Source organism: Actinacidiphila alni, assembly GCF_900112845.1.
Classification (GTDB): Bacteria; Actinomycetota; Actinomycetes; order Streptomycetales; family Streptomycetaceae; genus Actinacidiphila; species Actinacidiphila alni.
In genome coordinates this window covers 189,349-207,864 of sequence record NZ_FONG01000009.1, presented here as the reverse complement: position 1 = coordinate 207,864, position 18,516 = coordinate 189,349, and the positions used below count along the sequence as shown (strand labels likewise).

Sequence of the window (18,516 nt, the reverse complement as noted above, 5' to 3'; positions counted from 1 at the left end):
GAACGCGCAACACCGCAGCGCCCGCCACTCCCCGACCAAGGAGGCGGGCGCTGCGCCCATTGCGGCGGCCTTCGGGCAAGATCCACAAGACACGCCCTAGGTGTCGACGTCCAGCTCGGTCCTGCACAGCGTGCAGCGGGCCCGCAGCCGGCCCCGGGACGGGACGCGGATGCGCTGGAAGCAGGTGGGGCACGGGAAGGAGACGCGCAGACCCGTGGCGGCGGTCTCGAAGGAGTAGTCGGGTCCCGAGGTCAGGGAACGGCGGTCCCGGGCGTAACGGCGGCGGGCCGCCCAGCCCGCGGCGGCCAGCGGAGCGACCTTCAGGTCCTGGCCGGCCCGGGCCAGCCCGGCCCGGTAGGCGTCGCGGGCCTGCGCGCTGCGGAACCACGGCTCGATGTCGTCGCCGAAGGCCCGCGCCCGCTTGGCCAGCACATAACCGAACTCCTCCGGCGTGAGATAGCCCAGCTTGTACGCCGACATCATCAGCCGCTCACCGCGGATCGCGGCCTCCTCGCGGTAGGCGTCCAGCAGCAGCCAGCCGGCCCCCAGATACGCGGTCGCCGTGTCGGTGAGAATCTCGTTGTCCCGCGTCCCGGCGAATTCCAGACCGAGGCGGTGCAGATAGACGTGCATCACCTCGTGCGCGAGGGCCGCGCCCACGTCCCGCCGGTCGGTCCTGAACCGCGAGTGCAGCTCGATGAAGTACTCGGGACCCGCGGCCAGCTCCACGTTCCCGGCGTGCACCATGTCCCGGAAGCTCACCACCATCCGGGCGTCCGGCAGCCGGAAGTGCTGCACCATCACCCGGGCCACCCGCTGCGCCCCCAGATAGAGGTCCTCGTCCGCGGGAAAGTCCACCAGCTCCGGATGGACACTGGCGGCGAACCGGTCCACCCCGTCCCCCGACAGCCGCCGGTACAGCGCGGTCAGCGCGGCCCGCACCGTCCCCAGATGCGGGAACCCGTGCACGATGGCCCCGCCCCCGGCCGCCGGAGAAGTGCCCGTATCCGCCCGCTCGACCATGCCCACCTCCCCGTACGTCCCGAGCCTACGCGTCGCTCCACGCCGTTGTCGCCGTCCCCACGGGGCCCTCACCCGCGGGTGTCCCGCTGAGCGGACACGCTCTGAGCGAATTCGGTGAACGAATCCGGTGACGGGGGCGGCGGGGTGCGGCAGCATGTGCGACATGCCTGCTCTGACCCGCGCCGAGGCCGAGACCCGCGCCAGTGATCTGACCGTTCGCCGTTATGCGATCGACCTCGACCTCACCAGGGGGGAGGAGGTGTTCGGGTCGGTGTCGGTGATCGAGTTCACCGCCGACCGCGCCTGTGACACCTTCGCCGAGGTGAAGCCCGCCGTGCTGCACCGGGTGCTGCTCGACGGGGTCGCGCTGGACCCGGCGACGCTGGACGGGAACCGGCTGCCGCTGACCGGTCTGGCCGCGGGCGACCACGAGCTGCGGGTCGAGGCCGACATGCACTACTCGCACACCGGCGAGGGCATGCACCGCTTCACCGACCCCGCCGACGGCGAGGCGTACGTCTACACCCAGCTGTTCATGGAGGACGTGCAGCGCGTCGCCGCCGCCTTCGACCAGCCCGACCTGAAGGCCGTCTTCGAGGTGACGGTCACCGCGCCCGAGGCGTGGACGGTGCTCGGCAACACCGTCACCACCCGTACCGGGCCCGGCCGTTGGCAGCTCGCGCCGACCCCGCTGATCTCCACGTATCTGCTCGCCGTCGCCGCCGGCCCCTGGCACTCGGTGCGCACCGAGCACGCCGGGCTGCCCTTCGGCCTGCACTGCCGCCGCTCGCTCGCCCCGCACCTGGACCGGGACGCCGAGGAGCTGTTCGACATCACCCGGCGCTGCTTCGACCGCTACCACGAGCTGTTCACCGAGCCGTACCCCTTCGACTCCTACGACCAGGCGTTCGTCCCGGAGTTCAACGCGGGCGCGATGGAGAACCCGGGCCTGGTCACCTTCCGCGACGAGTACGTCTTCCGGTCGGCGTTCACGCCCACCGAGGCGCAGTTCCGGGCGATCGTCGTCGCGCACGAGATGGCGCACATGTGGTTCGGTGACCTCGTCACGCTGCGCTGGTGGGACGACATCTGGCTCAACGAGTCCTTCGCCGAGTACATGGGCTTCCAAGTCCTGTCCGAGGCCACCGACTTCACCGGCACCTGGACCGACTTCGCGGTCTCCCGCAAGGCGTGGGGCACCGACGCCGACCAGCGGCCGTCCACCCACCCCGTCGCCCCCGACCCCGAGGCCGTCCCCGACACCGCCTCCGCGCTCAACAACTTCGACGGCATCTCCTACGCCAAGGGCGCCTCCGCGCTGCGCCAACTCGTCGCCTGGCTCGGCCGGGAGGACTTCCTCGCCGGCATCAACGAACACTTCAGGCGGCACCGCTTCGGCAACGCCACCCTCGCCGACTTCATCGACTCGCTCGCCGGCGCCACCGACCGCGACGTGCCCGGCTGGGCCGCCGCCTGGCTGCGCACCACCGGCGTCGACACCCTCACGCCCACCGCCACGGCCGTCTCCGACGACACCTGGCGGCTGGAGATCGGCCACGACGGCAAGCGCCCGCACCGCATCGAGGTCGGACTGTACGACCGGGCCGCCGACGACCCGTCCCGGCTCGTGGCCCGCGAACGCGTCACCGTCGACATCGAGGCGACCGCGACCGTCACCACCCACGACCTGCCCGGCACCCGGCCCGATGTCGTCCTGCTCAACGACGGCGACCTCACCTTCGTCAAGATCCGCTTCGACGAGCGCTCCTGGGCGACGCTGGAGGAGACCCTCAGCGGGCTGCCCGACCCGGTCAGCCGGGCCGTCACCTGGTGCGCCGCCCGCGATCTGGTACGCGACGCCAAGATCGAGCCGCGCGCCTATCTCGCCCTGGCGGCAAGCCAGTTGCCCGCCGAGACCGACCCCGCGATCGTCGAGTCCGTGCTCACCTTCGGCCGTACGCTGGTCGCCGACCGCTACCTCGACCCGGCGCTGCGGCCGGACGCGCTCGGGCGGATCGCCGCCACCAGCCGCGCCCTGCTCGCCGACGGCGGGCCCGGCGTCAGGCTCGCCGCCACCCGCGCCCTCATCGACTCCGCCGTCACCGCGGGCGAGGCGGCCGTGCTGCGCGGCTGGTACGACGACGGCAAGATCCCGGGTGCCGCCGATCTCGATCCCGAGCTGCGCTGGCGGGCGCTGCTCCGGCTCACCGTGCTCGGCGCGGCCACGGCCGCGGACATCGACGCGGAGCTGGAGCGGGATCCCAGCGGGACCGGGCGGGAAGGGGCCGCCCGGTGCCGGGCCGCGCTGCCGGACGCGGGCGCCAAGGAAGCGGCGTGGCAGTCGATGTTCCACGACGACACGCTCTCCAACTACCTTTTCGCGGCCACCGCGCAGGGGTTCTGGCACCCCGAGCAGGCGGATCTCCTCGAACCCTTCGTGGCGCGCTTCTACCCCGACGCCGTGGCGCTCACCGCTCGGCGCGGTGCCGCCATCGCCGACGCCGTCGGGCGGCACGCCTTCCCGGCCACCGCCGTCACCCCCGCCTCCCTCGCCGCGGGCCGCGCCACCCTCGCCGACCCGGGGCTCACCCCTGCCTTTGCGCGCGTGCTCACGGACCGCCTCGACGACCTGTCGCGTGCCGCGCGCATAAGGAACCTCGCCCCCGCGGAGAACGGTGCCTGATCTCCTGCGGAGGGCGGTGCGTGATCCCTTGTCGGGGGTGCGTGATGTCTCCTGCGGAGTGCGGTGCCTTCTCGCCTGACGGCGAGCGAGGTCTTTTAGGGGCGCGGGGAACTGCGCGGCCCGCCCCCACCGGCCGGTGGTCGCAAAACAACAGCGTCTGCCCCGCTGAGGGCGGTTTTTCGCCTGAAGGCGCGCTACGGCTGGGCGCGCAGTTCCCCGCGCCCCTATCGGGCACCCACTTCCGCCGGCGCCGCGCCGCGTCCTCGCGCCCCTGGAGGGGCACCCACTTCCGCAGGGGGGCGGGGACAGGGGTCGTGCCCCTCAAGGCGTCGGGCGCCCACAGCCGCTTGAGGGTGAACGTTGCCCGCGCGTGCGGGTGGGACCTGCCCGGCCCGGGGGCGATACCCGGGGCGGGGCCGCGTCGTTGAGGGAGAGAGGGTCGGGCGAGGACAGGCGGCGGCGGAACATGGGGAAGCCAGGGTTGGCGGGAGGCGCCCAAGGAGCGCGGGAATTGGCGGCGTTGGCGCAGACGGTGTGCGCCGCCCTGGCGGAGGGCGCGGCAACCCGCGGCGGCCCCCTGCCGGACGGCGGCCCGCAAGCGGTGGCGGCACGCCTGACAGCGGCGACGGGCCCGGCCCTGCCGGACGAGGGCACGGGCGCCGAGGAAGCACTGCGCACCCTGGTGCGCGAAATGGCGGCGGGCGCCGCCGACCCGGCGGACCCGCACTGCGTGGCCCACCTGCACTGCCCGCCCCTGGCGGTCGCGGCGGCGGCCGATCTCGCCGCGTCCGCGCTGAACCCCTCCCTGGACTCGTGGGACCAGGCCCCGGCGGCCACCGCCTTGGAGACGCACGTCACCGAGGCGCTGGCCGCCCTGGTGTACCCGGCGGCGCACGCCCCGCAAGCCCTGGTGACGACGGGCGGCACCGAGTCCAACCAGATGGCGCTGCTCCTGGCGAGGGAACGCGCGGCCCGGGCGGGCCGCCGCCCCGTACAGGTGGTGTGCGGGGCGAACGCCCACCACGGTGTGCGGCGCGCCGCCTGGCTGCTCGGCCTTCCGCGCCCGGTGGTGGTGGCCACCCCCTCCGGCGTGCTGGACCCGGCCGCCGTGGACCGCGTACTCCACGGACTCGCACCGCACACGCTGCTGGTGGCGACCGCGGGCAGTACGGACAGCGGCGCGATCGACCCGCTGCCCGCACTCGCCGAGTGCGCCGCCCGGCACGCCGCCGAACTGCACGTGGACGCCGCCTACGGCGGCCCGCTGCTGTTCAGCGACCGGGAGACGGCCAAGCTCGCCGGCCTGGACGCGGCCCACTCCGTCACCCTCGACCTGCACAAACTGGGCTGGCAGCCGGTCGCCGCCGGCCTGCTGGCCGTCCCCGACGGCGCCGCGCTCGACCCGCTCGGCCACCGCGCCGACTATCTGAACGCGGCCGACGACACCGAGGCCGGCCTGCCCGATCTGCTGGGCCGTTCGCTGCGCACCAGCCGCCGCCCCGACGTGCTGAAGATCGCCGTCACCCTGCGGGCGCTGGGCCGTACGGGCCTGGGCGCGCTGGTCGACACCGTCTGCGACGCGGCCGGCGCACTGGCCGAACGCATCGACCGCCACCCGGATCTGGAACTGTTCGCGCGCCCCACGATCAGCACGGTGCTGTTCCGGCCGCGCGAGGCCACCGACGACGACATCGCCGAGCTGCGCCGCCGGCTGCTGTACGACGGCCGCGCCGTCCTGGGCAGGGCGCGGGCCGGCGGCCGGCTGTGGCTGAAGGCCACCCTCCTCAATCCGCGGCTGACCGCCGCCGACCTCGACGCACTCGTGGCCCTCGTGGCGGCGGCGCCCGCACCGGACGAGCCGGGCCCGCCCCGACTGCCGCACCCCACGCACCCCTTCACCACGGAAGGCACCACCCCCCGATGACCCCCAGCAACGACGCTCCGGACGGGGCGCGAGGAACAGCGCGACCCGCACCCGTACCCCCGCCCATGCCCGTCACCCCTCCCGCACCCGTACCGGCACCCGTCTCCGTACCGGCGCAGGCGCAGGCACCCGCCGAACCGCCGAGGCCCGCCGACCAGCCCGCGCCCTTCGACCTGCTGGGCATCGGCATCGGCCCGTTCAACCTCTCGCTCGCCGCGCTCGCCGACGGTGTGCCCGACCTGACGGCGGCCTTCTACGACCAGCGGTCCTCCTTCCAGTGGCACCCCGGGCTGCTGATCGACGGCGCGACGCTCCAAGTGCCGTTCCTGGCCGACCTGGTGACCCTCGCCGACCCGGCGAGCCGCTGGTCGTTCCTGAACTGGCTCAAGACCCGCGAGCGGCTCTTCCCGTTCTACTTCGCCGAGCGCTTCCATGTGCACCGCGCCGAATACGACGCCTACTGCCGGTGGGCGGCCGACGCGCTGCCCAGTACGCACTTCGGGCAGCAGGTCGACGCGGTGCGGTGGAATCCGGGCCGCGGCCTGTTCGAGGTCGACCACACCCATCTGGACGAGCACGGCGAGGCCGAGGCACTCGGCCGCACCTACGCCCGGCACCTGGTGATCGGCATCGGCACCGCGCCGTACGTACCGGAGCCGCTGCGCCCGCTGGCCGAGGCGCCGACCGTGCCGGTCGTGCACTCCGCCGACTACGTCAAGCAGCGCGAACGGCTGCTGGGCGCCGAGCACATCACCGTCGTCGGCTCCGGCCAGTCCGGCGCCGAGGTCTTCCTCGACCTGCTGCGGTCCCGCCCGGCCGGCCGGGAGCGGCTGACGTGGCTGGCGCGCACCCCCGCCTTCGCGCCCATGGAGTACAGCCGGCTGGGCCTTGAGCACTTCACACCGGACTACTCGCGCTACTTCCACGGCCTCGCGGAACCGGTACGGGACCGGCTGGTGCCGCAGCAGTGGCAGCTGCACCGTGGCATCGACGACGCCACGATCACCGCGATCCACGACGAGCTGTACCGCCGCACCCTGGACGGCGGCTGGCCGGACGCCGTGCTCACCCCCGGCGTCAGCGTGCGCACCGCGGGCCGGATCGGCACCCAGAGCATCGAACTGCACCTGGAACACGTCGAACAGGGCACCCGTACCCGGCTGATGACCGACGCGGTCGTGCTGGCCACCGGCTACCGGGAGCGCCCGCTCGACCAGTTGCTCGCGCCGCTGGACGCGTATCTCAAGCGGGACTCCGCGGACCGCCCGAAGGTCGACGCGCGGCACCGGCTGGAGCTGGACCGGGCCGTGACCGGCCGGATCTACGTGCAGAACGCCGAGCGGCACAGCCACGGCGTCGGCGCGCCCGACCTGGGCCTGGCCGCCTGGCGCTCGGCGGTCATCCTCAACGACCTGACCGGCCTCCTGACCGGCGCGGAGCACTTCCCGCTGCCGGCCAGGACGGCCTTCACCACCTTCGGGCTCGACGGTGCCGCCGCCGGTGACGTCCCTACGAGAACAGCGGCACTCCGGCGCGGGTGAGCCGCCACTCGTCGCCGCCGAAGGTCGACGGGTCGACGGTGCCGTGCGCCTGCACCCAGGCGATGATCGTGTTGCGGATCTCGTCGGAGTTGGACCACACCGACTGGGCGGTGGCCACGTGCGGGTAGTTGCTGCCGCCGCCGGAGCGGTAGTTGTTGACCGCGAGCACGAACTGCGCCGCCGGGTCGACGGGCGCGCCCGCGTGCGTCAGGTTGACGATGCGGGAGCCGGCCGGCTGCGCGATGTCGATGTCGTAGCTGACGCCGCTGAGGATGTCGTAGCTGTAGTCCGGGGTGTTGTTGGCGTTGGTGATCTTCGTGACGTCGACCGGGGCGTCCGGCGCGGTCTGCACGAAGTAGCCCGCCGACCACTCCAGGTAGTCCTTGACCTGGGCGCCGGTGAGGAGCTTGGCGTCCAGGGTGTTCTCGTAGACGTACAGGCCCGCCACATCGCGCAGCGACAGCGGCCCGGCGGGGAAGACGGCGGTCCTGGAGAAGGGCGACGCCTCCGACAGCACCGGCAGATCGGCGTACGCGGTGCCGGCCAGCGCCGCCTTCACCGTGTCGGACTGCACCAGGTTGAGGAAGTCGATGATCGGGGTGTCCTTGTACGTGGACTCCGCCGCCGACATCTGCGCGGTGCAGGTGCCGATGACCTGGTTGACGTACGCCACGACCTTGTTGTGCTCGTCGCGGACGAGCTTGGCGACGACCGGGTCCTCGTCGACGGTGTTGGCGTTGCGCACCTCGGCCTTGACCGAGGTGACGTGCCAGCGGCCGCGGTCGAACTCCAGGTCGATGTCGAAGACGCTCAGCCGCATGCCCCACATCAGCGGCTCGGACAGCACGACGGTCTTTCCGGTCTCCTCGTTGACCACGAGGGTCTGCGGGCGCTCGACGTGGGTGTGGCCGACCAGGATCGCGTCGATGCCGGGCACCTGCTGGGCCACCAGCGACGAGGCGTTCTCCGGGTACGGGATCGCGTCGCCGTAGGAGGTGCTGCCGTCCAGGCCGGAGTGGTCGGTGCAGATCACCACGTCGCAGCCGAGCGCCCGCAGCTTCGGGACATAGATCTTCGCCTGCTCGACCAGGCCGGGGAAGGCCATCCTGCCCTGGACGTTGGCCTTGTCCCAGATGGCGATGCCGGGGTTGGTCAGGCCGAGGATGCCGACCTTGACCGGGCGGGCGCCGCGGACGCAGATCTCCTTGACCAGGTAGGGCGGGAAGGCGGGCTTGAGGGTCTTGGCGTCCACCGCGTTGGCCGCCAGCAGCGGGAAGTCGCACTGGTCCTGGAAGGCGCGCAGCAGCGGGATGCCGTAGTTGAACTCGTGGTTGCCGAGCGCCGCCGCGTCGTACTTCATGTGGTTCATGGCCAGCGCCATCGGGTGCCGCGGGCCCCTGCGGGCGCCGGTGATCGGCTCGACCCGCGCGTAGTAGTACGACAGCTGGGTGCCCTGGATGATGTCGCCCGCGTCGATCAGCAGCGTACGGTCGTGGCCCTTCTCGGCCCGCGCGTGCTCCACGAGAGTGGCGACCTTGGCGAGGCCGACGTCGTTGTGGGTGGCGTCGTCGTACTCGGCGTTGGTGAAGTAGTCCCAGTTCAGGGCGTGTCCGTGCAGGTCGGTGGTGCCCAGCACCCGCAGGCTGAACGTCTTCGGGTGTCCGTGCCCGTGCCCGTGACCCTTGCCGTGCTGCTCTGCGGCCTCCGCGGGGCTCGCGCCCACGACCGCGCCGGCGGTGCCGGCGAGCGCCACCCCGGCCCCCGTCGCGGCCGAACGGTTGATGAAGTCCCTGCGGTTGAGCGCCATCTCGTCTCCTCGATCCCGTCGGCCCCCGTTTGGGAACAACGCGCGTAGATTCTGCCCCGGCCGCCCCACCCGGCGACACCCCCCACACGTAACCGGCGGATGTCGCCCGCGTGACGTACTCGGTAAGTGACGCGGGGCGGTCACGGGAATGACAGAAGCGCTCATCGGAGCGGGGGAGTGCACACTTAAACACTTGTCAACAACCGTTAATTCAGCCGTCGTTGGGCTGTTGCCGTCAACGTGTTCCCTACCAACGAGTAGGTCATACGCTCGACACATGCGCCGAGCCAAAATTGTCTGCACACTGGGCCCCGCCACCGACTCCTACGACCAGATCAAAGCACTGGTCGAGGCCGGAATGGACGTGGCCCGCCTGAATCTGAGCCATGGAGCGTACGCGGAGCACGAGGACCGCTACCGACGGGTCCGCAAGGCCGCCGACGAGACCGGCCGCAGCGTGGGCATTCTCGTCGACCTTCAGGGTCCGAAGATCAGGCTCGGCCGTTTCGCCGAAGGACCTGTACTTCTCGAACGCGGTGACGAGTTCACCATCACGGTGGACGACATCGAGGGTGACCAGCAGATCTGCGGCACCACGTACAAGGGCCTGTCCGCCGACGTCGCACGCGGTGAGCGGATCCTGGTGGACGACGGCCGGGTCACCCTGGAGGTCACCGACGTCGAGGGACCGCGGGTGCACACCATGGTCATCGAGGGCGGCATGGTCTCCGACAACAAGGGCCTCAACCTCCCCGGGGTCGCCGTCTCCGTGCCCGCCCTGTCCGACAAGGACATCCGCGACCTGCGCTGGGGCCTGCGGATCGGCGCCGACATCATCGCGCTGTCCTTCGTCCGCACCGGCCGGGACGTCGAGGACGTGCTGCGGATCATGGCGGAGGAGGGCCGCCGGGTCCCGGTGATCGCCAAGGTCGAGAAGCCCCAGGCCGTCGACGCCCTCGAGGGCATCGTCGACGCCTTCGACGGCATCATGGTCGCCCGCGGCGACCTCGGCGTCGAAATGCCCCTGGAGGCCGTGCCTATCGTGCAGAAGCGGGCCATCAAGCTCGCCAAGCGCAACGCCAAGCCGGTCATCGTCGCCACCCAGATGCTCGACTCGATGATCGACAACTCCCGGCCCACCCGCGCCGAGGCCAGCGACGTCGCCAACGCCGTGATGGACGGCACCGACGCCGTCATGCTCTCCGGCGAGACCAGCGTCGGCAAGTACCCGATCGAGACGGTCAAGACGATGTCCCGGATCGTGACCGCCGCCGAGGAGGCGGTGCTCGCCACCGGCCTGCCGCCGCTCACCGAGCGGAACAAGCCCCGCACCCAGGGCGGCGCCGTGGCCCGCGCCGCCGCCGAGATGGGCGACTTCCTCGGCGCCCGCTTCCTGGTCGCCTTCACCCAGTCCGGCGACACCGCCCGCCGGCTGTCCCGCTACCGCTCGCCGATCCCGACGCTGGCCTTCACCCCGGAACCGGCCACCCGCTCCCAGCTCAACCTCACCTGGGGCGTGGAGACCTTCCTCGGCCCGATGGTGCAGACCACCGACGAAATGGTCCAACAGGTGGACGAGCAACTGCTGCGCACCGGCCGCTGCAAGAAGGGCGACGTCGTGGTGATCACGGCCGGCTCGCCGCCCGGCGTGCCCGGCGCCACCAACATGGTCCGGGTGCACCACATCGGCGAGGACGATTCGCCGAAATCCTGAGCCGTACCCGGGAAAGCCTTCCCGCGCACAACACGCCCCGTTCGGCATTCGCCGGACGGGGCGACGCCTTTCCCCGCCTACCCCGTCTGCCGATTCGAAAAACTTAACGCTATGTAACGCGAACGCAATACGGATTCAAAAGGGGCACCGGAAGCGCGCACACACCGCCGATCCCGCGCCAATCGCACCCTCCCCGCGGCCTCGCCGCACCGTCGCCAGGCAGCCGACGCCGGGGCGGAAGTGCGCGTTCTCACCATGCGGACACCGGAGCAAAGCACCCAAACCCGTCGCACAACCTCAGCAGAACCTCAAGAGTTTCCGTCCGGCATAACAAGACAGTCACACTCTTCACTCGACCTCTGCCCGACCCCCCTCCACGCGCCTAGAGTCACGGCCAGTCACCGCGCCTCCGGATTTGTCAGTTCGGGTTCCAGCGCGCGACTCGGCGTCTCATCAGAGACGGCCGCGCCAGGGGAAAGGACTGATCGTGCGACACCGTTCCTTGCTTGTACTGACCGCCGTACTCACCACTGGAGCCCTCACGCTCACTGCCTGCGGCTCGCGGGACGACGACAAGAAGGGCAGCGGGGACAGCACCGGCAGCGCCAAGACCACCGTTGTCATCGGTGTCGACGCTCCGCTTACCGGGCAGAACTCGGCCACCGGCCTCGGCATCCAGTACGGCGTGCAGATCGCGGTCGACGACGCCAACAAGAACAACCTCGTCCCCGGCGTCACCTTCAAGGTCAAGGCGCTGGACGACAAGGCGCTGCCCGCCACCGGCCAGCAGAACGCCACGGCGCTCGTCGCGGACAACACCGTGATCGCCGCCGTCGGCCCGCTGAACTCCGGCGTCGCCCAGTCCATGCAGCAGGTGTTCAACACCGCCAACATGGTCGAGATCTCGCCGTCCAACACCAACCCCACCCTGACGCAGGGCAAGGACTGGAACGCCGGCAAGAAGGTCCGCCCGTTCAAGACCTACTTCCGTACCGCCACCACCGACGCCCTGCAGGGCGGCTTCGCGGCGGACTACGCGTACAACACGCTCAAGAAGAAGAGCGCCTTCGTCGTGGACGACAAGCAGACCTACGGCGCCGGCCTCGCGGGCATCTTCAAGGACAAGTTCGGCAAGCTCGGCGGCAAGATCGCCGGCACCGACCACGTCAACACCGGTGACACCGACTACTCGACGCTGGTCACCAAGATCAAGAACTCCAAGGCCGACATCCTCTACTACGGCGGCCAGTACGACGAGTCGGAGCTGATCACCAAGCAGCTCAAGGCGGCCGGCGTCAACATCCCGCTCATGGGCGGCGACGGCATGTTCTCCGACACCTACATCAAGACGGCCGGCAAGGCGTCCGAGGGCGACCTCGCCACCTCCGTCGGCGTCCCGGTCACCACGCTCGCCGGCGCCAAGGACTTCATCGCCACCTACAAGGCGAAGAAGTACCCCGGTGACTACGGCACCTACGGCGGCTACTCCTACGACGCCGCCACCGCCATCATCAAGGGCGTCAAGACCGTCATGGACGCCAACGGCGGCAAGCTCCCCGCCATGAACGACGCCCGTGCCAAGCTCGTCGACGCCGTCCAGAAGGCCGACTTCGACGGCATCGCCGGACACGTCTCCTTCGACGAATTCGGCGACACCACCAACAAGCAGCTCACCGTGTACCAGGTCAAGAACGGTGCGTGGGCAGCAGTGAAGAGCGGCACCTACAACGGCTGACCGACTCCCGTAGCACCCAGGGCCGCGCGGCCGGTCACCCCGACCGCGCGGCCCCGCTCACATCCGGCGTACCTTCCCCCCTGCTCCCTCAGTGACATGGAGGCCATGCGGTGCACACCCTGCCGCAACAGCTGGCCAACGGGCTGTTCATCGGCTCGATGTACGGGCTCATCGCCATCGGTTACACGATGGTGTACGGCATCGTCCAGCTCATCAACTTCGCCCACGGCGAGATCTACATGACCGGTGCCTTCGGGGCGCTCGCGGTCTGGACGAATCTCCCCGACGGCACGTCCATCTGGCTCGCACTGCCCTTGATGCTGCTCGGCGGCGCCATCGTGTCCGTGCTCATCGCCATCGCCGCCGAACGCTTCGCGTACCGGCCGCTGCGCGGCGCACCACGCCTGGCACCACTGATCACGGCCATCGGCCTCTCCCTGGCACTCCAGCAGGCGATCTTCCTCTGGTACCCCGGCGCCGACAACGCCAAGAGCTTCCCGCAACTGCCCGGCGGCCCCTACCACGTCGGCTCGATCAGCATCCAGAGCGGCGACATCTTCCTGGTCTGCGCCGCCGTCGTCTGCATGATCGGCCTGGCCGCCTTCGTCCGCACCAGCCGCACCGGCCGCGCCATGCAGGCCACCGCGCAGGACCCGGACACCGCCCAGCTCATGGGCATCGACACCAACCGCATCATCGTGATCGCCTTCGCCATCGGCGGCTTCTTCGCCGCCGTCGCGGGCCTCGCCTCCGGCCTCAAATACGGCCAGGTCAAGTACGACATAGGCTTCCAGGCCGGCCTCAAGGCGTTCACCGCGGCCGTCCTCGGCGGCATCGGCAACATCTACGGCGCCATGCTCGGCGGCCTCGTCCTCGGCATCGCCGAATCCTGCGCCTCCGCCTACGTCTCCAACATCCCGGGCATGCAGCAGCTCGGCGGCGGAAGCTGGGCGAACGTCTGGGCCTTCGTGCTCCTCATCGTCGTCCTGCTCGTCCGGCCGCAAGGCCTGCTCGGCGAGCGCGTCGCGGACAGGGCGTGACACCGATGACCGACATCCCCGTAGCCGCCGCAGAGACCGCGGCCGTCACCACCGCCAAGCCGTCCGCCCGCCGGATCGCCCCCTTCGTCCCGCTGCCGCTCACCGCGGCCCGCGCGGTCACCCTGATCGGCGTCGTCGCGACCATCGCCGCGACCTTCATGTCCTGGACCTACACCACCGACTTCCCCGGCGACCTCACCGTCACCGGCTACCCCGGCGGCCTCCAGGTCCTCACCCTGGTCAGCGGCATCCTCACCGGACTGTTCGCGCTCGGCGCCTTCGGCCTCAAGGGCCTGCGCTGGCTCGCGCCCAACCACTCCCACAACGCCGTCCTGCTGCTGGCGCTCGGCACCTTCGCCACCACCTGGTACACGGTCATCGCCATCGCCCAGGAACTCGGCGGCCTGGCCAACCTCGACCCCGGCGGCTTCGTCGCCGCCGTCGGCACCCTGGTGCTGCTGATCGGCGCCCTCGCGCTGCCGATCCACCGGCACCCCCAGGAGGACCCCAACGCCGAGTACTTCGAACTCGGCCGGCTCTCCACCGTCCCCGTCGCCGTCGCCGGCTACAAATGGCTGCGCGAACTGCGCCCCCACCACACCGACCTGCCGGTGCCCGACCCGACCCGGCTGCCCGGCTGGGTCCAGCGGCTGATCATCACCCTCGCCGCCGCCGTCGGCCTCGAAGTGCTCACCTACGGCCTCGCCACCGGATACACCGAGATCTTCCTCGGCTTCCTGATCGTCGTGGTCTTCGCCATCTGGGCACTCAGCGCGTCCGGCCTGCTGCGGCAGTTCTCCGGACTCACCGCCGCCCACCGCTCGTTCGCCAACACGATGGGCTTCCTGGCCGCCCTGGCCTACCCCTTCGCGCAGAACGACGAGCACTACGCCAACCTCGGCGTCAACATCCTGATCTTCGGCACCGTCGCCCTCGGCCTCAACATCGTCGTCGGCCTCACCGGCCTGCTCGACCTCGGTTACGTCGCCTTCCTCGGCGTCGGCGCCTACGCCGCCGCCCTGGTCTCCGGCTCGCCGTTCTCCATCTGGTCCGGCGTCCAGTTCCCGTTCTGGGCCGCCGCCCTCACCGGCATGGCCGCTTCACTCGTCTTCGGCGTCCTCATCGGCGCCCCGACCCTGCGGCTGCGCGGCGACTACCTGGCCATCGTCACGCTCGGCTTCGGTGAGATCTTCCGCATCGTCGTCAACAGCCTCGACGGCGTATCGGGCCCCAAGGTCACCAACGGACCCAACGGCATCTCGCAGATCCCCGACCTGTCGATCTTCGGCTACAACCTCGGCGACTCGCACGACGTCGGCTCCGTCACCCTCGGCCGGTTCGCCAACTACTACCTGCTGATGCTGCTGATCACCGTCATCGTGGTGCTGATCTTCACCCGCGCCGCCGACTCCCGGATCGGCCGCTCCTGGGTCGCCATCCGTGAGGACGAGACCGCCGCCACCGCGATGGGCATCAACGGCTTCCGGGTCAAGCTCATCGCCTTCGCCCTCGGCGCCTCGCTCGCGGGCCTGGCCGGCACCGTCAGCGCCCACGTCACCTACAACGTGGTGCCCAGCCCGTACCAGTTCGCCGGCGCCGCCCCGCCCAACTCGGCCTTCCTGCTCGCTGCCGTCGTCCTCGGCGGCATGGGTACGGTCAGCGGCCCGATCCTCGGCGCGGCACTGCTCTACCTGATCCCGGAGAAGCTCGGCTTCCTCCAGCGGTACGAGCTGTTCGCCTTCGGCCTCGCCCTCGTCCTGATCATGCGCTTCCGGCCCGAGGGCATCATCCCCAACCGGCGCCGCCAGCTCGAATTCCACGAGGACGAGACCCTGGTACCCGGCAAGCGTCCGCTCGGCGACGACACCGTCCCGGTCAGCTCGGCAGGGGCGTGAGGACACCATGACCACCATCACCAAAGAGCAGCCGACCCCGGCGCAGGCCCCCGACGGCGGCCCCCTGCTCCAGGCCAGCGGCGTCATCATGCGCTTCGGCGGCCTCACCGCCGTCCGCGACGTCGACCTCACCGTGAACAGCGGCGAGATCGTCGGCCTGATCGGCCCCAACGGCGCGGGCAAGACCACCTTCTTCAACTGCCTCACCGGTCTGTACGTCCCCACCGAAGGCACCGTCAGCTACCGCGGCGAGATCCTGCCGCCCAAACCGCACCTGGTCACCCAGGCCGGTGTCGCCCGCACCTTCCAGAACATCCGGCTCTTCTCCAACATGACCGTGCTGGAGAACGTCCTCGTCGGCCGGCACACCAGGACCCGCGAGGGACTGCTGTCCGCCCTCATCCGCGGCCCCCGCTACCACAAGGCCGAAGCCCGGTCCCGGGAGCGGGCCATGGAGATCCTGGAATTCATCGGCCTCGCCGACAAGGCCGACCACCTCTCCCGCAACCTCCCCTACGGCGAACAGCGCAAGCTGGAGATCGCCCGCGCACTGGCCAGCGAACCCGGCCTGCTGCTGCTGGACGAGCCGACCGCCGGCATGAACCCGCAGGAGACCCGGGCCACCGAGGAACTGGTCTTCGCCATCCGCGACCAGGGCATCGCCGTCCTGGTCATCGAGCACGACATGCGGTTCATCTTCAACCTCTGCGACCGGGTCGCCGTCCTCGTCCAGGGCGAGAAACTCGTCGAGGGCACCTCCGACATCGTCCAGCAGGACGAACGCGTCATCGCGGCCTACCTCGGCGAGCCCTTCGAAGGGGCGCCCGCCGACGAGGGCGACGCGGCGGTCGAGCAAGCGGAGGCCGGGTTCGGGGCCGAGGCCGAGGCGGAGGCCGGGGCCGGGACCCGGGCCGAAGCCGGGGCAGACGCCGGGATCGCGGCAGACGACGCAGGGGAAGAGCAGGAGAACGACCGATGACCGCACTGCTCGAAGTCGAGGACCTCAGGGTCGCCTACGGCAAGATCGAGGCCGTCAAAGGCATCTCCTTCTCCGTCGAAGAAGGCCAGATCGTCACCCTGATCGGCACCAACGGCGCCGGCAAGACCACCACGCTGCGCACCCTCAGCGGACTGCTCAAGCCCGTCGGCGGGCGCGTCAGCTTCAACGGCAAGGCACTCACCCGGGTGCCCGCCCACCGCATCGTCGCCCTGGGCCTGGCCCACTCCCCGGAAGGGCGGCACATCTTCCCCCGGCTCACCATCGAGCAGAATCTCCAGCTCGGAGCCTTCCTCCGCAAGGACGCCGCAGGCATCACCAAGGACATCCAGCGCGCCTACGACCTCTTCCCCATCCTCGGGGAACGCCGCAAGCAGGCAGCAGGCACGCTCTCCGGCGGCGAACAGCAGATGCTCGCCATGGGCCGCGCCCTGATGTCCCAGCCCAAACTGCTCATGCTCGACGAACCCTCCATGGGCCTGTCGCCGATCATGATGCAGAAGATCATGACGACCATCGTCGAACTCAAGTCCCAGGGCACCACCATCCTGCTCGTCGAACAGAACGCGCAGGCCGCGCTCTCGCTCGCCGACCAGGCGCACGTCATGGAGATCGGCACCATCAAGCTCTCCGGCACCGGCCAGGACCTGCTCCACGACGAAGGCGTCCGCAAGACGTACCTCGGCGAGGACTGACCCACAGTCCCGCGACAACGCTCAGGGCCCGCACCCCCGGAAAGGGGTGCGGGCCCTGAGCGTCGGCCGTGCCGGGCGGCTACTTCTCCGCGACCTCCTCGATCACGGCCTGCGCCACCGCCTGCATCGACATCCGCCGGTCCATCGACGTCTTCTGGATCCAGCGGAAAGCCGCCGGCTCCGACAGCCCGTACTTCGTCTGCAGCACACTCTTCGCCCGGTCCACCAGCTTGCGCGTCTCCAGCCGCAGCGACAGATCCGCGATCTCCGCCTCCAGGGCCTTCAGCTCCTGGAACCGGCTCACCGCCATCTCGATCGCCGGCACCAGATCACTCTTGCTGAACGGCTTCACCAGATACGCCATCGCCCCCGCGTCCCTGGCCCGCTCCACCAGCTCCCGCTGCGAGAACGCGGTCAGCATCAGCACCGGGGCGATCTTCGCCCCGGCAATCCGCTCCGCCGCCGAGATCCCGTCGAGCACCGGCATCTTCACATCGAGGATCACCAGATCCGGCCGCTGCTCCTCGGCCAGCTTCACCGCGGTCTCGCCGTCCCCGGCCTCCCCGACCACGGAGTACCCCTCCTCCTCCAGCATCTCCTTGAGATCGAGCCGAATCAGCGCCTCGTCCTCGGCGATGACGACCCGCGTCGTCAACGGAGGTACGTGGGACTTCGACTGCTCGTCCTCGAGCGGAACGGCGGACTCGTCGGGCGCGCTCACGGTGCTCCTCGTATCAGGCGGGGTGCTGCACCTAGAGCCTACCTAGCTGCGACGCCGCGCACCTACACGGTACGCTGGGCACGCGACCTGGCCGGGTTGGCGGAATGGCAGACGCTGATGTCTCAAACACATCTGTCCGAAAGGACGTGCGGGTTCGAATCCCGCACCCGGTACCTGTAGAAGTCCCGCGCCGATCGGCGCCGCAGGCCCGCCCCGTCAGTTCGCCGGGGGTGTGGTGGAGCCGGTGGGGGTGGCGGGGCGGAGCATGCAGGTGAGGCGGGCGGTGCAGACGCGTTTGCCGGCCTCGTCGGTGATGACGATCTCGTAGGTGGCCGAGGAGCGGCCGCGGTGGACCGGGGTGGCGGTACCGGTGACGGTGCCGGCGCGCAGGCCGCGGTGGTGGGTGGCGTTGAGGTCGACGCCGACGGCCATCTTGCTGGGCCCGCCGTGCAGCATCGCCCCGACCGAGCCGAGGGTCTCGGCGAGCACGGCGGAGGCGCCGCCGTGCAGCAGCCCGAGCGGCTGGGTGTTGCCCTCGACGGGCATGGTGCCGACCACCTTCTCGGGCGCCGCCTCCAGGATCTCGATGCCCATCCGCTCACCGAGGTGACCGCCGGAGAACAGGCCCCGCAGGTCGACGCCGAGCCCCGCGTACTGCTCCAGGATCTCCGGCGGGAAGTGGGTGGTGGTCCGCTCGCCCATGGGGTGGTGCTCCGATCGTCCTCGTCCGGTCAGGCGTGT

Annotated in this window: 13 protein-coding genes and 1 tRNA gene; 10 read left to right on the top strand and 4 right to left on the bottom strand. The window is 70.6% G+C overall.

The window, feature by feature from the left end; translation table 11 throughout:
• Positions 1-96: 96 nt before the first annotated feature.
• Positions 97-1,023 (bottom strand): hypothetical protein, encoded by a 927-nt coding sequence (locus BM076_RS17410; protein WP_093714477.1) that lies wholly within the window; start codon positions 1,021-1,023, stop codon positions 97-99.
• A 163-nt stretch (positions 1,024-1,186) separates the two neighbouring features.
• On the opposite strand from BM076_RS17410, the gene pepN reads away from it, so the two are divergent.
• From pepN to BM076_RS17395, 3 genes are all read left to right on the top strand, one after another.
• Positions 1,187-3,706 carry an aminopeptidase N gene (gene pepN, locus BM076_RS17405; protein WP_093714589.1) on the top strand — a complete coding sequence of 840 codons (2,520 nt, stop codon included), beginning with the start codon at positions 1,187-1,189 and terminating at the stop codon, positions 3,704-3,706.
• Between the two features lie 466 nt (positions 3,707-4,172).
• Positions 4,173-5,630 (top strand): pyridoxal phosphate-dependent decarboxylase family protein, encoded by a 1,458-nt coding sequence (locus BM076_RS17400; RefSeq protein ID WP_093714476.1) that lies wholly within the window; start codon positions 4,173-4,175, stop codon positions 5,628-5,630.
• 65 nt (positions 5,631-5,695) lie between these two features.
• The gene (locus BM076_RS17395) at positions 5,696-7,171 is read left to right on the top strand and encodes a lysine N(6)-hydroxylase/L-ornithine N(5)-oxygenase family protein (RefSeq protein ID WP_093714475.1); all 1,476 of its coding nucleotides are present in this window, start codon (positions 5,696-5,698) and stop codon (positions 7,169-7,171) included.
• On the opposite strand, the gene BM076_RS17390 is transcribed toward BM076_RS17395, so the two are convergent.
• Positions 7,140-8,978 (bottom strand): bifunctional metallophosphatase/5'-nucleotidase, encoded by a 1,839-nt coding sequence (locus BM076_RS17390; protein WP_093714474.1) that lies wholly within the window; start codon positions 8,976-8,978, stop codon positions 7,140-7,142. The genes BM076_RS17395 and BM076_RS17390 overlap by 32 nt on opposite strands.
• A 277-nt stretch (positions 8,979-9,255) precedes the next feature.
• Between BM076_RS17390 and pyk the strand changes: the two genes are divergently transcribed.
• From pyk to BM076_RS17360, 6 genes are all read left to right on the top strand, one after another.
• The gene (gene pyk, locus BM076_RS17385; RefSeq protein ID WP_093714473.1) at positions 9,256-10,692 is read left to right on the top strand and encodes a pyruvate kinase; all 1,437 of its coding nucleotides are present in this window, start codon (positions 9,256-9,258) and stop codon (positions 10,690-10,692) included.
• A 487-nt stretch (positions 10,693-11,179) separates the two neighbouring features.
• Positions 11,180-12,427 carry a branched-chain amino acid ABC transporter substrate-binding protein gene (locus BM076_RS17380; protein ID WP_245796116.1) on the top strand — a complete coding sequence of 416 codons (1,248 nt, stop codon included), beginning with the start codon at positions 11,180-11,182 and terminating at the stop codon, positions 12,425-12,427.
• A 110-nt stretch (positions 12,428-12,537) separates the two neighbouring features.
• Positions 12,538-13,467 (top strand): branched-chain amino acid ABC transporter permease, encoded by a 930-nt coding sequence (locus tag BM076_RS17375; RefSeq protein WP_093714471.1) that lies wholly within the window; start codon positions 12,538-12,540, stop codon positions 13,465-13,467.
• Positions 13,468-13,472: 5 nt separating this feature from the next.
• A complete protein-coding gene (locus BM076_RS17370) occupies positions 13,473-15,362 on the top strand; it encodes a branched-chain amino acid ABC transporter permease (RefSeq protein WP_093714470.1) in 1,890 nt (629 codons plus the stop codon).
• Between the two features lie 7 nt (positions 15,363-15,369).
• Entirely contained in the window at positions 15,370-16,341 is a 972-nt protein-coding gene (locus tag BM076_RS17365) for an ABC transporter ATP-binding protein (protein ID WP_093714469.1), read from the top strand.
• Positions 16,338-17,054, top strand: coding sequence for an ABC transporter ATP-binding protein (locus tag BM076_RS17360; protein ID WP_093714468.1), 717 nt, complete (start codon positions 16,338-16,340; stop codon positions 17,052-17,054). Before BM076_RS17365 ends, BM076_RS17360 begins: the two co-directional genes overlap by 4 nt.
• 79 nt (positions 17,055-17,133) lie before the next feature.
• Here the strand turns inward: BM076_RS17360 and BM076_RS17355 are convergent, their stop codons facing one another.
• Positions 17,134-17,775, bottom strand: coding sequence for an ANTAR domain-containing response regulator (locus BM076_RS17355; protein WP_093714467.1), 642 nt, complete (start codon positions 17,773-17,775; stop codon positions 17,134-17,136).
• A 90-nt stretch (positions 17,776-17,865) separates the two neighbouring features.
• On the opposite strand from BM076_RS17355, the gene BM076_RS17350 reads away from it, so the two are divergent.
• A tRNA-Leu gene (locus BM076_RS17350) sits at positions 17,866-17,948 on the top strand.
• Positions 17,949-17,991: 43 nt separating this feature from the next.
• On the opposite strand, the gene BM076_RS17345 is transcribed toward BM076_RS17350, so the two are convergent.
• Positions 17,992-18,477: a PaaI family thioesterase gene (locus BM076_RS17345; protein WP_093714466.1), complete on the bottom strand. Its 486-nt coding sequence runs from the start codon at positions 18,475-18,477 to the stop codon at positions 17,992-17,994.
• Positions 18,478-18,516 lie beyond the last annotated feature (39 nt).

Bases quoted from the DNA above. Each gene is read 5' to 3' on its own strand.
- BM076_RS17360 (WP_093714468.1), top strand. From the start codon at position 16,338: ATGACCGCACTGCTCGAAGTCGAGGACCTCAGGGTCGCCTACGGCAAG.
- BM076_RS17410 (WP_093714477.1), bottom strand. From the start codon at position 1,023: ATGGTCGAGCGGGCGGATACGGGCACTTCTCCGGCGGCCGGGGGCGGG.
- BM076_RS17345 (WP_093714466.1), bottom strand. From the start codon at position 18,477: ATGGGCGAGCGGACCACCACCCACTTCCCGCCGGAGATCCTGGAGCAG.
- BM076_RS17365 (WP_093714469.1), top strand. From the start codon at position 15,370: ATGACCACCATCACCAAAGAGCAGCCGACCCCGGCGCAGGCCCCCGAC.
- pyk (WP_093714473.1), top strand. From the start codon at position 9,256: ATGCGCCGAGCCAAAATTGTCTGCACACTGGGCCCCGCCACCGACTCC.
- BM076_RS17390 (WP_093714474.1), bottom strand. From the start codon at position 8,978: ATGGCGCTCAACCGCAGGGACTTCATCAACCGTTCGGCCGCGACGGGG.
- BM076_RS17370 (WP_093714470.1), top strand. From the start codon at position 13,473: ATGACCGACATCCCCGTAGCCGCCGCAGAGACCGCGGCCGTCACCACC.
- BM076_RS17395 (WP_093714475.1), top strand. From the start codon at position 5,696: ATGCCCGTCACCCCTCCCGCACCCGTACCGGCACCCGTCTCCGTACCG.
- pepN (WP_093714589.1), top strand. From the start codon at position 1,187: ATGCCTGCTCTGACCCGCGCCGAGGCCGAGACCCGCGCCAGTGATCTG.
- BM076_RS17400 (WP_093714476.1), top strand. From the start codon at position 4,173: ATGGGGAAGCCAGGGTTGGCGGGAGGCGCCCAAGGAGCGCGGGAATTG.